This window comes from Pseudoalteromonas sp. meg-B1 (genome assembly GCF_003173795.1).
Taxonomy (GTDB): Bacteria; Pseudomonadota; Gammaproteobacteria; order Enterobacterales; family Alteromonadaceae; genus Pseudoalteromonas; species Pseudoalteromonas undina.
Genome location: NZ_QGQU01000002.1, coordinates 369,409 through 384,338 on the forward strand (window position 1 = coordinate 369,409; position 14,930 = coordinate 384,338).

At 41.4% G+C, this 14,930-nt stretch carries 11 protein-coding genes; 8 read left to right on the forward strand and 3 right to left on the reverse strand.

Going from position 1 to position 14,930, the window contains the following annotated elements:
• Positions 1-104 precede the first annotated feature (104 nt).
• Positions 105-1,088: a helix-turn-helix domain-containing protein gene (locus DK924_RS10150; RefSeq protein ID WP_109875070.1), complete on the reverse strand. Its 984-nt coding sequence runs from the start codon at positions 1,086-1,088 to the stop codon at positions 105-107.
• 221 nt (positions 1,089-1,309) lie between these two features.
• Between DK924_RS10150 and DK924_RS10155 the strand changes: the two genes are divergently transcribed.
• Genes DK924_RS10155 through eat form a run of 3 tightly spaced genes read left to right on the forward strand, consistent with a single transcriptional unit; the run spans position 1,310 to position 5,035 of the window.
• Complete coding sequence (locus tag DK924_RS10155) at positions 1,310-2,716, forward strand: ethanolamine ammonia-lyase subunit EutB (RefSeq protein WP_008114355.1); 1,407 nt, start codon at positions 1,310-1,312, stop codon at positions 2,714-2,716.
• Complete coding sequence (gene eutC / locus DK924_RS10160) at positions 2,713-3,585, forward strand: ethanolamine ammonia-lyase subunit EutC (protein ID WP_109875071.1); 873 nt, start codon at positions 2,713-2,715, stop codon at positions 3,583-3,585. Before DK924_RS10155 ends, eutC begins: the two co-directional genes overlap by 4 nt.
• Before the next feature lie 37 nt (positions 3,586-3,622).
• A complete protein-coding gene (gene eat / locus DK924_RS10165; protein ID WP_109875072.1) occupies positions 3,623-5,035 on the forward strand; it encodes an ethanolamine permease in 1,413 nt (470 codons plus the stop codon).
• Positions 5,036-5,122: 87 nt separating this feature from the next.
• On the opposite strand, the gene DK924_RS10170 is transcribed toward eat, so the two are convergent.
• Positions 5,123-5,848, reverse strand: a complete 726-nt coding sequence (locus tag DK924_RS10170; RefSeq protein ID WP_109875073.1) for a MauE/DoxX family redox-associated membrane protein — start codon at positions 5,846-5,848, stop codon at positions 5,123-5,125.
• A 256-nt stretch (positions 5,849-6,104) separates the two neighbouring features.
• Complete coding sequence (locus DK924_RS10175) at positions 6,105-7,121, reverse strand: LacI family DNA-binding transcriptional regulator (RefSeq protein WP_054201446.1); 1,017 nt, start codon at positions 7,119-7,121, stop codon at positions 6,105-6,107.
• 571 nt (positions 7,122-7,692) lie between these two features.
• Here DK924_RS10175 and DK924_RS10180 point away from each other — a divergent pair.
• The 5 genes from DK924_RS10180 (at position 7,693) to nagP (ending at position 14,912) form a co-directional block, all read left to right on the forward strand.
• Positions 7,693-10,383 (forward strand): family 20 glycosylhydrolase, encoded by a 2,691-nt coding sequence (locus tag DK924_RS10180; protein WP_109875074.1) that lies wholly within the window; start codon positions 7,693-7,695, stop codon positions 10,381-10,383.
• A gap of 163 nt (positions 10,384-10,546) precedes the next feature.
• Positions 10,547-11,458: an N-acetylglucosamine kinase gene (gene nagK / locus DK924_RS10185; RefSeq protein ID WP_010389495.1), complete on the forward strand. Its 912-nt coding sequence runs from the start codon at positions 10,547-10,549 to the stop codon at positions 11,456-11,458.
• Positions 11,458-12,456: a glucosamine-6-phosphate deaminase NagB-II gene (nagB-II, locus tag DK924_RS10190; protein ID WP_010389493.1), complete on the forward strand. Its 999-nt coding sequence runs from the start codon at positions 11,458-11,460 to the stop codon at positions 12,454-12,456. The genes nagK and nagB-II overlap by 1 nt, the downstream gene beginning before the upstream one ends.
• Positions 12,457-13,584 (forward strand): N-acetylglucosamine-6-phosphate deacetylase, encoded by a 1,128-nt coding sequence (gene nagA / locus DK924_RS10195; RefSeq protein ID WP_075170064.1) that lies wholly within the window; start codon positions 12,457-12,459, stop codon positions 13,582-13,584.
• Between the two features lie 32 nt (positions 13,585-13,616).
• Positions 13,617-14,912, forward strand: a complete 1,296-nt coding sequence (gene nagP / locus DK924_RS10200; RefSeq protein WP_109875075.1) for an N-acetylglucosamine MFS transporter NagP — start codon at positions 13,617-13,619, stop codon at positions 14,910-14,912.
• The last annotated feature ends 18 nt before the right edge of the window (positions 14,913-14,930 follow it).

Genomic DNA, 14,930 nt, shown 5'->3' on the forward strand with positions numbered 1-14,930 from the left:
TTGTGCAAACAGTCTAGCACCTAGTCATATCAGCCCTTAAATCTATTCTTTCAGCGCAGCGCCTCCCGCAGCTCGTAGCTCGCCACCCGAAATCCGTATCCTCGTTATCCATGTATTATCGATTTAGAATTTGCCAAATAAGAAGCATGGTTTATCACTGTTTGCGAAGGGTTCTCACCAAATAATTGCGTGTAGTCTTTGGTAAATTGCCCTGCATGCCAAAACCCCCAATTGGCAGCAACCACAGAAATGGGTTTATCTTGCTTTGCTAATTTTAGCTCTCTTCTAACATTATTTAATCGGGTTAAACGTAAAAACCGCAGTGGGTTTATCCCTAAAATACTCTCAAAACTATATTGTAAGGTACGCCTGCTCACAAAGGTGAGTTCGCATAATTGAGTAATTGTTACCGTGTTTTGTGGATGCGCTTTTATATAATCTTTTACTTTATCAACAACCGCTTTGCGGTGTTTATAACTGGGAGCGATGCGTTGACATGGAATCTGTTCGTTTAGTAAATGTAATGCCAGCATATTAAGCATGTCTTGCTGTAAATCGGCATTTAGGCCAAAAGCGTTGTTGCTAACCATACTGTTTATTATACCCCGGGCACTTTTTAGCATGGCGTTGCATGTTGTCAGTCGCTCAGTACCTGAAGACGTTATATTTTTTAAGTGCATCCCTTGTATCTGAGCCATATGCTCTAAAGATTGCGTGTCTATTACTAAACCATAAATATTAAACTGCTCAGGTGTAATAAGCTCAAAGTTACTCTCACTAGTGCGACACATAAATTGATTACTTGCCACATTTAAGCCATTAATTTTGCTCTGCTGCGACTGCTTTGGGATCCCGAGCCAAATAGATCGTGGCGCTATTGCGCATTGTTGGTGAAGAGCACGCTCTGTGTATTCTTCAAATGCATGAATATTAGAATAATCCACGCTTTCTATACACCCAAAAAATCGCCCATCACTGAGCTGATCATATTTTTGCTGCCACTGCGTTAGATTATGCGCCTGCTCATCTATATCTTGGGTATGCACCATGCTCTTTTGTGGTGCGCTAGCTAAATCTTGCTGCGTCATAATGGCGTTACTCTTTGCTTTTTTTATTTTTATTAAGATTAAGTTACCACCTGTAACTATAGTTAACTATATGAAATAAAGCTAAAAATGATGATTTGCCAAAATTCGATAGTGTCTTGGTATGAATTAAGCTCTCTTGAAACTAAACAAAATTGATTTATAGCTTATAGGTCAGCAAAACCTGTACCAAGGTTTGAACTAGTTGTTATGTGGAGTAGATCATGGGGCAAAGGTACCGATATACACTGGGCACGCAGGTGTATAATTTTAAAAATTTGGCGCAAGTAATGGCAAAAGCCACTCCTCATCGCTCAGGTGACAGGTTAGCGGGTGTTATTGCACAATCAGCGCAAGAGCGAGCGGTGGCGCAAATGACCTTAGCGGATATTCCGTTGAAGGCATTTTTAAATGAGGCACTGATTGCTTATGAAGACGATGAAATAACTCGCTTAATTATGGACGATCACGATGCTAATGCATTTATGGCGATTGCTCATTTAACCGTGGGAGATTTTCGTAATTGGTTGTTAAGTGACTTTGCAACTCCCTCGGTACTTGCAAGTGTGAGACAAGGGATCACCCCTGAAATGGCTGCGGCTGTAAGCAAAATAATGCGTAATCAGGATCTTATCCTTATTGCTAAAAAATGCCATGTAACCAGTGCATTTAGAAACACCATTGGTTTACCTGGGCATTTATCCACGCGTTTACAACCTAATCACCCAACAGATGATATTAACGGCATTGCCGCCTGTATTTTAGATGGGCTGCTGTACGGTAATGGTGATGCGGTGATAGGTATAAACCCCGCAACCGACAACGTGGCGCAGGCTATTAAATTGATGACATTGATGGATGAGGTGATTCAAAAATATGAAATTCCTACCCAAAGCTGTGTGCTTACACATGTCACTAATACGATTGAATGCATAGAAGCGGGGGCGCCAGTTGATTTAGTGTTTCAGTCTATTGGTGGAACAGAAGCCACCAATTCGAGTTTTGGTTTTAGTTTAAATACTTTAGCTGAGGCACAAGATGCCGCGCTGAGTTTAAAGCGTGGCACGGTAGGCAATAATGTGATGTATTTTGAAACAGGGCAAGGCAGCTCGCTTTCGGCTAATGCTCATCACGGGCTTGATCAGCAAACCTGCGAAACTCGCGCGTATGCCGTTGCACGAAAATTTAATCCACTATTAGTTAATACGGTGGTGGGATTTATAGGCCCGGAGTATTTATTTGATGGCAAAGAAATTACCCGCGCGGGGCTTGAGGATCATTTTTGTGCCAAATTACTGGGTATTCCGATGGGATGTGACGTGTGTTACACCAATCATGCCGAGGCTGACCAAAATGATATGGATAATTTACTTACGCTGCTTGGTGTAGCTGGGTGCTCGTTTGTGATGGGGATTCCGGGCTCCGATGACATTATGCTCAATTACCAAACTACCTCATTTCATGATGCGTTATACGTGCGCCGAGTTCTAGGCTCTCGTCCCGCGCCAGAATTTGAAAAGTGGCTTACTAACATGAACATTATGAAAAACAGTAGCGATGTTACTTTATCGCACAGCCTTCCCGCTGCATTTGCTAAGCCGTTAGATGCACTGGCGGGAGGCCGTTCATGACTGCAGATTTTAAATCAAATGACCTTGCTAATACTGATCATAAAAATAATGGCAATGTGGTACACAACCCATGGCGTGACTTACGCCAGTTTACTGATGCCCGCATAGGACTTGGTCGAGCGGGTATTAGTTTACCAACCTCTGAAATGCTGGCGTTTCAACTGTCGCATGCGCAAGCGCGCGATGCAGTCAATTTTCCACTTGATATCAATGAAATGAAAGCAAAGTTAGCGACTGTTAATGCAGCTAATGCGCGTGTATTGCATTTACATAGCCAAGCGGTTGATAGAGTTACTTATTTACAACGACCAGATTTGGGTCGAAAGCTAAATGAGCATAGTCGTCAATTATTACTTGATTTTGTTGCTGAGCAACAGCAAAGCACCCAAGAAAAATACGACTTAGCCATTGTAGTCGCTGATGGTTTGTCATCGTTGGCGGTTCAAAAAAATGCAGCTCCTTTTATAGCTGAATTACTTTCACAGTTGAGCGTTAATAAGCCACTTACTCTTGCTCCAATCACCTTAGTTGAACAAGGGCGAGTAGCCATTGGTGATGATATTGGTGAGTTATTGAATGCCCAAATTGTGATGGTGCTCATTGGTGAACGTCCTGGGCTTAGCTCACCAGATAGCTTGGGACTTTATTTAACCTGGGAGCCTAAAACAGGGCTTAACGATTCGCTGCGTAATTGTATATCTAATATTCGTCCTGCTGGTTTGCCCTATATCGATGCGGCAAGACGGGCAGCCTACTTATTAAATGAAGCTAAAACATTAAAACTAACGGGAGTGAACTTAAAAGATCGGACACAGGATGATGTGATTGAGCATCAACAATCGAGCCGTCATTTTTTAAATGCGGAATAACGGTAACTAAAAATAAAAAATCGATAAAGAGGATGTTATGTCTACTAATAATTCAGAATACTTAGCAAAAAGGCAGCTCAAAGGTGGCACTGCAGGTTGGTTATTGCTGGCAGGGTTAGGGGTATCGTATGTTATTTCAGGTGACTTTGCTGGGTGGAACTTTGGTATTGCAGAAGCTGGCTGGGGCGGCTTCGCGATAGCTGCAGTGTTAATGGCGATTATGTATTTAACTTTGGTGTTATCGCTGGCTGAAATGTCGGCTGCTATTCCTGCTGCTGGAGGGGGTTATAGTTTTGCTCGTCAAGCAATGGGGCCAACGGGTGGTTATTTAACCGGTCTTGCGGTATTAATTGAATATGCGTTAGCACCGGCCGCCATTGTGATATTTATTGGCTCTGCAGTGGAGGCGTTAACGGGGTTCAATGGCCCATGGGTTTATGCACTATTTTATTTGGTGTTTGTAGGTATTCATTTAGCGGGTGTAGGTGAAGCGCTAAAAGTAATGATGGTCATAAGCGGTTTAGCGGTACTGGCTATTGTTGCAACGGCAGTGGTTTTAATTACAAATTTTGATGCTACCAATTTATTTGATGCTGCAGTAACAGATGCCGCAGGTGCGAATGAATTTTTACCTTTGGGTTGGTATGGGGTGTGGGCTGCATTACCTTTTGCTATGTGGTTGTTTTTAGCGGTTGAAGGCGTGCCATTGGCGGCTGAAGAAGCAAAAGATCCGGCTAAAGATGTACCTAAAGGTATTATTGGCGCCATGGTATTTTTATTGTTTACCGCGTTATTAGTGGTTGTGTTAGTACCCGGCGCAGCAGGTGCAACAGCAATGGGCGCAAGTGCAGTTCCGCTGGTAGATGCGTTAAATGCGACAGGCAATAGCGATTTAGCAACCGTGGTTAATATACTGGGATTAGCAGGGCTGGTGGCTTCATTTTTCTCTATTATTTATGGCTATAGTCGATTGGTGTTTGCGTTATCGCGTGCGGGATATTTACCACGTTCGTTATCAATTACTACAGCGCGTAAAGTGCCAGCACGAGCGCTTATTGTACCTGCTGTATTTGGTTTTTTAGCTTCACTAAGTGGTGAGGGCGATTTAATGTTAGCTATGGCGGTGGTTGGTGCAACAGTATCGTATGCGTTAATGGCGTTCAGTCATATAATGTTGCGCTTAAAACAACCCGACTTACCTCGACCTTATAAAACGCCTGGCGGCATTGTCACTTCAAGCATAGCATTGTGTTTATCCTTGATTGCTCTGACCGGTGTGTACGCCTTTGACCCCCGTGCTTTTTTATACACTATGGTGCTGTTTATAGTCGGTGCGGCGTATTACTTTGGCTTTAGCTCTAAACATTTAGTGGCCAAAAGTGCAGATGAGGAGTTTGCTATGCTAGCCGATGCTGAAGCCGGTTTAAATACAGCGATAAGTGAGGGGTAATTTTCATTTACTAAAATAACTCATGTGGCTTTAACATTCGAAGAGTTTGCACTGGCGCGGTAAGTTTTAACTTACCGCGCCTTTTTATTATTTGACTAGCATCCATAGACCGGCTGCTATCATAAATAGGTTTTCGGTTAATGAAATAAAGCCAAGCGGTACATTGCTGTCGCCGCCAACACAGGCGCATTTTAGTGCTCGCTTGTCTATGTATACAGCTTTAATAACAGAGACTGCGCCAATACTACCTATAAATAGGGAGACAGGGGCAACCATATAAGCGGGTAGTGCTGCAATCATACCTATACCTACAAAGACTTCTAAAAATGGATATACGTAAGCGTAAGGGATCACTTTCATGGCGAATAAGTCGTAAGTGATAAACGAGTTTGAGAAGCTGGTTAAATCTTGCAGCTTTTGTATGGCTAGTACGGCCATTGTTAATGCTACAAAAAGCTCAAGCGTATACACGCTTAGCCCTGCACCACTTAACGAAAAGGCTAAACTTAGCAACAAGGTAACCGCAAAAATCGCTATAACAGGGGTATAGGTTGTACCTTGCTGCCCGGCAGGCGGTTTATTAAAGAAACTTCTAAGTTCGTCGTAGCCACCGATGCGCTTATCATCTATAAACGTTTGTGGTGTTGTTTCTACGTCGTGTTGTTGTTTAAACGCATCGGTTTGCGCTCTTGAGGTGAGTAAGTGATCGTCTACTTCAAAGCCTTGACGTTCAAGCAAATCTTTAGATTTTAAACCAAATGGGCAAATATGTTCATCGGTTGCCATTCTATACAATTGGGCTGACTTGGCCATAATTTACTCCTGTATATTTATACCAATTTGCAATAATACTTAATTAAGTGAATCGGTATTAGAGAGTTGAACTGAGTTATGTAACCTTAAAAGGTCAACAGGCCCTAAGTGTAAAAGTTACACTAAAAGTCGTTTATTTGTTAATAAGCTCAGTAATACAGAAGATTCATTCAAAAAGTAGGCCGTTTTTAATACAACCCTGCGCTGAACGTTTGTTACAGCGCAGAAGTAAATTATATGGTTAACCTAATAAAAGCTAACTAGGACGTGCGGTAGAGTCTCTAACGACGAGCTCAGGAGTGTATAGTTTTATAATATCGCGGTCATTGCCATTACGAATTTGTGCTATTAACAAGCTAGCCGCATCTTCGGCAATTTTATTATTAGGCTGATGAGCCGTGGTGAGTTTTGGCCATGTTTGACGAGAGAATGGGCTATCCTCAAACCCTGTTATAGAAAGCTCGCTGGGTATATCAATGTTCATTAATCTGGCTGCAAATAACGCACCGGCGGCTATTTCATCATTACATGAGACAATAGCGGTTGGCCTATTTGTTTGGCTAATGAGTGTTTTAGCGCCCTCAACCCCCGACTCAAATGAATATTCGCCATCAATAATTAAGCTTGGATCTATAGTAATGTCGTATTGGGTTAGCGCTGCTTTGTAACCTTCCAAGCGCTCTTTGGTCGAGTTATGCTCGCTGCCACCGGCTAAAAAGCCAATGCGCGTGTGGCCGTTATTAATTAGATGCTCAGTAATTGACTTTGAGGCGAGATTATCGTCAATCATAATACAGGGTGTTAATGAGTCAGGCGCGTCGTGCCCTGATAAAATACGCACAACTTTTAGGTCTAGTTGAGTTAGCTTTTCAACAAACTCAGGCATTTCAGAAAAGGGCGGGGTGAGTAAGATTCCCGCGATACGAGTGCGTTTAATCATATTAGTAATTTCATCAAAAATATGCGCTTCTTTGGCATCACATGGGTGAATAAGTAGTTCAAACCCCTGCTTTTTGCACGCATCTAAAATACCATTTTGCATGTCGATAATGTAGTACGCATTAGGATTGTCGTATATGTAAGCTATGCTGTAAGCTTTTGTTCCTGCAAGACTTCTTGCTGCTAAGTTTGGCTGAAAGTTCAACTTTTCGACTGATGCCATAACTCTTTCACGGGTATTGTCACGGACCGAGGTTTCGTTATTTATTACTCTTGATACCGTTTTTATTGATACCCCGGCATCTTTTGCCACGTCGTTTATTGTTGTTCTCATAGGCTTACTAGACCTTTATATATCATTTTAGGTACTAATTTATCTTTATCGGTTAACGACTACAGCAAGAGTAGTTAACAGTACTCGGTTTTTATTATTTGACGACTAAATTATAAAGACATCATTGAATATTAACAGTTAATTTATACGCCTTTCTTGTGAGAATGGTAGATAAAGTTTTAGGTAATAATTTAGTAATATTTAAATTTAATTTAAATACAATGGTTTAAAAGAATATTAAGCTCACACTTGTAAATTTTTTGTATCTTTTTTGCCCTTCTGTGTAGCTATAAAAGAAAAAAAAGGATACATTAACAGCTTAATGACAGCGTTGTCATAAATTAAAGCGCAATGTTAATTATTATTTAGAACCTACATAGTGGATTGTTTGGCTGAGGTAGCAATTACTAGATATGAATAGTGATTAACTTAAAGCATAAAATATTTTTTAGCTGATGGTACATTATAAACTAACCGCACTAAGAATAAATGCATTCAAAAATCGATTTAATTTTTAGCATTTGAAAGAGATGCTTGAGTGACTAAGTTAATAATAAAGGGAGAGTAGCGAATGAAGATTAAATCATTACTGACAGCATGCTGCTTAGCACTAGGTTTAAGTGCATGTCAGGGCAATGTTGAAGGACAAAATACGGCATCGGTTCAGCTAAGCCCTGCAAACGATAGTGCGGTGGAGTTACTTGCTAAAACATTACAAATAAAATATCAGCAAGTTGATAACCGCCCATCAGCACAGTGCGATCCAGATATTGAAAACGGTCACTGTTTTAAAGCGAATTTACATTTAACTGCCAACTCGGCGATTAACGTTGACCAATGGAAAATTTACTTTAGTCAAATTACGCCAATACAAAAGTCGATTAGCGATGAATTTACTATTAAACACGTTAATGGTGATATTCATGTCATTGAGCTTAAAGATGGGTTTACTGGCTTTAAAGCCGGTGAGACTAAAACGATTACTTTTTATGCGCATTTTTGGTCATTATCGCAAAGCGACGCTATTCCTAACTATATCGTGGTGAATAACAATGACACCGCTAAAGTGATTGAAAGTACAAAGCCTAAAATTGATCCAGAGACCGGCTTAGAGCTATTACCTCATGTAGAACCTTATACCGATTACACTCGTCAGTTTAAACGTACTGCGGGCGACAAAACACAGTGGCTTACTGCTGAGCGCTTGTTTGAGCGTAATGAAAAGTATGACTTTTCAGCTTATTTAACCTCGCAAAATCAAGTGAGTAATGTCATTGCTCAGCAAATTATACCCACCCCACGCGTTAGCGAGTTTAGTCAAACTCAAACGCTTGATATTAGCCAAGGGCTTAATATTAATTATGCAGAAGTTAATAAATCAAGTGTATTAGCTGCAATCGAGCGGCTGGAACTACTAGGTATTAATTTAAACGATGATGCAGCGGCAATTAAGGTCACACTTAATTCCAAGGTTAAAAAAGATCAGCTTAATGGTAGTTATAAATTAGCAATTAAAGCCGATGAGGTTGTAATCGATGCAGTTGACGAAACGGGTGTTTTTTATGCTCTGCAAAGTTTAGCGAGCTTATATCAGGTTAACAGTAATATATTACCTGTAGGAGAAGTTATTGATGCACCGCATTATCAGTTTAGAGGTGTGTTGGTTGATGTAGCGCGAAACTTTCGTGATAAAGGCTTTATTTTAAAGTTACTTGATCAAATGGCTGCTTATAAACTTAACAAGCTACATTTACACTTAGGTGATGATGAAGGCTGGCGTTTAGAAATTCCATCACTGCCTGAACTTACAGATATAGGTGCAAAGCGTTGTTTTGATCAAAGCGAGCAGCAATGTTTAATGCCACAGCTAGGCGCAGGGCTTGATACTTCAAGTGCAGCAAACGGCTATTATTCGGTAGCTGATTACCAAGAAATACTTAAAGCGGCGAGTGCGCGTCACATTCAGGTGATCCCATCGCTTGATATGCCAGGACATTCTCGCGCTGCGATTAAATCCATGCAAGCGCGTTATAATAAATATATACAACAAGGCGATAAACAAAAAGCCGAACAGTTTTTACTTTATGACCCGCTTGATACAACGCTCTATTCGTCGGTACAGCACTACAACGACAATACCATTAATGTGTGTTTAGACTCATCCTATGCGTTTATCCGTGAAGTAATGGAACAAGTAAAAAGTATTCATAGTGAGGCACAGCATCCGCTAACTCGTTATCACATAGGTGCCGATGAAACCGCCGGGGCATGGGTCGATTCACCTGCTTGTGCTGATTTTATTAAACAAAATAAGTTAGAAATTACCGAAGCAGGTCAGCTGGGCAGTTATTTTATTGAACGTATCGCTAATATGTTGGCTGATATGAATATTGAAACCGCAGCATGGAGCGATGGCTTATCGCATACTAACCCAGAGAATATGCCAGAGGTTGTGCAAGGTAATATTTGGGATTTATTAATGTGGAATGGCCATCAGCGTGCACATGAATTTGCCAATAGAAATTGGCAAGCAGTGCTTTCGTCGCCAGATGTGCTCTATTTTGACTTTCCGTATGAGGCAGACCCACAAGAGCATGGTTATTACTGGGCTTCAAGGCACATAAATACTGAGAAAATATTTCAGTTTATGCCAGATAATTTGCCTATTCATGCTGAGTTTTGGCTTGATAGAGAAGATAAGCCTTATGTAGCTGATGACACATTACAGCATGATGAGCAAGGCAAGGTCGTATCCGCGCCTTTAGCTAAAGATAAACGTTTTGTGGGTATTCAGGGTCAATTATGGAGCGAAAATACGCGTACCAATAATATGGCTGAATATAAGCTATTCCCACGATTATTATCGCTGGCACAGCGCGCTTGGCATGAAGCAGATTGGGCGGTACCGTATGATCACAATGGATTTGTTTACAGCCAACAAACAAATCGCTTTAGCCCTGAATTAAAACAGCAGCGCGATCAGCAATGGCAAACTTTTGCTGCTACCATGGGGCTAAAAGAATTTGCCAAGTTAGAACGTGCTGATGTGCATTATCGTCTTGCAAATGCAGGTGCTAAAATTGAGAATAGTATGTTGTACGCCAATATTGCTTACCCTGGTTTAGTGATTGAATACAAACAAGGTGATGAGCAATGGAAAACCTACACACAACCTGTCAAAGTAACACAAGATGTATGGGTTCGATCTAAGACTCCATCAGCTAGTCGTGTAAGCAGAAAGCTTAAAGTAACGCACCGTTAAGGTGCGTTTTTCCGTTAAATTATTGACGATTGAAGAAGTTATTTGTTTGTAAATAAAAATAATGACAACGCTGTCATTTGTGCTAGTATAAGATTCATACAGTATGACAGTCCGGCTTTATTTTAGTGTTTTGCAAAACGGTCGAACAACTTAAGAGGCAAAAATGATCACCAACAATATTAAAAACAATCAACTCTTTGTGGGGATCGATGGCGGCGGCACTAAATGTAAAGCAATTATCGTCAATAGCTGTAATAACATAGTCGGCACCGGTGTGGCAGGCCCAGGTAACCCGTTACATGGTTTTAATCAAGCAACTCATTCTATTGAGCAATCAGCGCGTTTAGCATTACAAGATGCAGGGCTTAAAGATACGCCTTTATCTGAGCTTATTGCAGGGGTTGGCCTAGCAGGGGTTAACTTACCAAGTTTGCATAATCAAATGACACAATGGCAACACCCATTTAAAGCCATGCACTTAACTACTGATTTACTTATTGCTTGTATGGGCGCTCATCAGGGCGAGGATGGCGCAGTGATGATTGCTGGCACTGGTTCGTGTGGATTTTCATACGTTAATGGCCAATCGTTTATGATTGGTGGTCATGGCTTTCCACATGGTGACAAAGGCAGTGGTGCATGGATTGGCTTTACTGCTTGTCAGTATGTGCTGCTTAGCCTAGATAAATTAATCCCAAGTGGTGCGCTTACTAACTTGTTAATGAAGTATTTAGAAGTCAGCGATGCAATGCAACTTGTTGAAGTGATTGCCAATAAGCCTGCAGCCTTTTTTGCGCAACTTGCAGGTTGTGTTTTTCAATCAGCACAGGCGAACGATGCCACAGCAATTGCCATTTTAAAAGAAGGTGGCGCTTATTTAAGCGACATTGCACGACAATTATTAGATAAAAACCCACCAAGGCTTTCGTTTATTGGTGGCTTATCAACCGTGATGACAACATGGTTAGACCCAGACATACAAGCTATTTTATCAGCCCCATTATCGTCACCAGAAATGGGGTCTGTACTTTACGCTAAACAACAGCACGTTAATTACAGCAGCCAGGAGTTATGATGTTTAACACACTAATGGAAAAAGAAGCGGCGCAAACGCCAAATGTTATTGAAAAGCAAATTATTGCCAACCAACCTTTAGTGGAAAAAATTGGTCATAAGCTTCGCGATATGGCCCCTAAGGTGGTTATGATGATTGGTCGCGGTTCATCAGATCATGCTGGTGTTTTTGGTAAGTATTTAATTGAAATTGAAGCGGGTGTACCGGTCAGTTCTGCAGCGCCATCAGTGGCGAGTGTATATGGTAAAACATTAAAGCTTGAAGGCGCTGTTGTGATTGTAATTTCTCAATCAGGACGCAGCCCAGACATTCTTGCCCAGGCAAAAATGGCGAAAGAGGCAGGCGCTTATTGTATTGCGCTGGTTAACGATGAAGCGTCACCTCTACAAGACATAGTCGATGATTTTGTTCCTCTTAAAGCCGGCGATGAAATTTCGGTGGCGGCAACAAAAAGCTATTTGGCAACGTTATCAGCCCTAGTACATATTGTTGCTAATTGGACTCAAAATGAGTCATTATTACAAGGGCTTGACGAGTTACCTAGCGCGCTTAATGCCATTATAGATTCGCCAACTCAGCTACAACCTACTGAGTTTGCAAATATTAAGAATATGGTGGTATTGGCACGTGGTTTAGGGTTTTCTATCTCAAAAGAAATGGCACTTAAGCTTAAAGAGGTGTGTGCTATTCATGCTGAGTCATTTAGTAGTGCGGAGTTTTTACATGGTCCGGTGACCTTAGTTGAGCAAGGGTTAGTGATTTTAGATTGTTCGGTTGATGATGAAACCAAAGAGTCACATCAGCAGCAAATTGCTGAGGTCAAAAAACGCGGTGCACAAGTGATTAGCCTTAACCAACAAGGTATTAAAGTACACCCGCGATTAGCGCCATTTTTAGTATTACAGCGTTTTTACCTTGATGTGGCAAAAGTGGCATTAAGCCGTGGTTTTAATCCTGATGAGCCAAAGGGGCTTAAAAAAGTAACAAGGACATTATAAATGTCAGTTAAACGAATTCATGTAGCCCAGTTTTTTGATGGCGAGCACTTTGTTAACGACAAAGTGCTAAGCGTTGATGCGGGTATTATTACGGCAATAGATGATAACGTACAGCAGACAGACGAGCACCTAACGGGTTTAGTCGCACCTGGCTTTATTGACTTACAAGTTAATGGCGGTGGCGGTGAATTGTTTAACCGTACTAGCAGTGTTGCTGGGGTTAAAAAAATACTGCTAGCACATGCCAAATACGGTACAACTGCTATGCTGCCAACGTTAATTACTGACACCGTAGAAGTAATGCGCCAAGCAGCCGATGTAATTGCTAAGGCGATAGCCCAACAAACGCCAGGTATTATTGGCATTCACTTTGAAGGGCCGCATTTGTCAGTGGCAAAAAAAGGGGCTCACAGCGCTGATTTTATTCGTCCTATTTCTGAACAAGAGTGGCAGGTGTTATCTCGTCAAGATTTAGGTAAAGTCGTAGTCACCTTAGCGCCTGAAAATGTACTACCAAGCGATATTACCAAAATGCGCGATTTAGGGATTCAGGTTTGTTTAGGTCATACCAACGCAAGCTTTGAACAGGCTCAACAAGGTGTTGATGCTGGGGCAACCGGATTTACGCATTTGTATAATGCTATGTCACCACTACAAGGGCGTGAGCCGGGAGTGGTGGGCTGTGCATTATTAAATGATGATACTTATTGTGGCTTAATTGTTGATGGCCATCATGTTGATTACGCAGCATGCCAACTGGCATTAAAAGCAAAACCAATAGGGCACGTGTTTTTAGTTACTGATGCGATGCCACCAGTGGGAACAGATGACACTCAGTTTGCTTTTTTTGACCGAACTGTCAGCTTAGAGAATGGTAAACTCACCTCTACAACAGGCGAGTTGGCAGGTTCTGCGCTTGATATGGCAACCGCAGTTAGAAACACTGTAACTCATTTAAAACAGCCATTAGCGCAAGCGCTTAAAATGGCGAGTTTATATCCTGCTCAGTATTTAAAGTTGCCTGCCACACACGGGCGATTAATACTGGGTAGTCCAGCAGATTTTGTACAATTAAACACACAACAACAAGTCATTAGCACGTGGATTGGCGGCGCTCGGGTTTGTTAACAACATAATAAATATAAATAAAGGAAAATAACATGACAACCAATGTTATGGATACGTCCAAAAATAGTAGCGTGGTCCCCATGGCCATTGTTGCGGTATTATTTTTTATACTGGGCTTTGCTACTTGGCTTAATGGCTCGTTAATGCCTTACTTAAGTCAAATTTTACAGTTAACCCCATTTCAAGGGTCGTTAATTTTATTTTCCTTTTATATTGCGGTCACATTTACAGCGCTGCCCTCGGCAGTACTGATCAAAAAGGTCGGCTACAAAAACGGTATGGCATTGGGGATGGGCTGTATGATGTTAGCAGGCTTAATGTTTATTCCTGCTGCTATGTCGCAGTTTTTTCCTTTGTTTTTACTAGCGCAGTTGGTAATGGGCGCAGGGCAAACCTTATTACAAACCGCGGTTAATCCGTATGTAGTACGTTTAGGGCCAGAAGAATCGGCTGCTGTACGTATTAGTATTATGGGGATTTTAAATAAAGGCGCAGGAGTTATCTCACCGATGGTTTTTACCGCCTTAATTTTAAGTAACTTTACCGGTACCGTGGGCACAGATCTAAGCCAACAGCAAGTTGATGATATGGCAAATGGTCTTATTTTACCTTACTTAGGCATGGCCTTATTTATTGGTGTATTAGCTTTTGCGGTTAAAAAGTCTCCGCTGCCTGAGCTTATCAATGATGAAGTAGAAGCAATAAACGACAAAGGTGAAATTCGTGAAACACTCTCTCATCCAAACTTGGTGTTAGGTGCAATTGCTATCTTTTTGTATGTTGCGGTAGAGGTTATTGCTGGCGATACCATAGGTACTTTTGCACTATCGCTGGGTATTGAAAACTATGGGGTAATGACTTCATACACTATGATGTTTATGGTGTTTGGTTATATTTTAGGTATTTTACTTATCCCTAAATTTATCTCTCAACAAGCGGCCTTAACAGCATCGGCTGTATTGGGTATTGTGATCACCCTGTGCATTTTGTTTATTGATGCGCAGTCTTTTGTTATTGCCAATGCCATACTGGTGCCTTTAGGAGGCGCTAATTTACCAGATGCTTTACTGCTAATTGCCTTTTTAGGCTTAGCAAACGCCATTGTTTGGCCGGCGGTTTTCCCACTTGCGTTATCGGGTTTAGGTAAACTAACCAGCACAGGCTCAGCACTGTTAGTAATGGGTATAGCGGGCGGTGCATTTGGTCCGGTGTTATGGGGCTTACTGAGCGGCTTTACCTCGCTACAAACTGGCTACTCTGTATTGTTACCTTGTTACTTATTTATATTATTTTATGCCGTGAAAGGGCATAAAATGAAAAAGCAATAACATCCACCAGCTATCCCT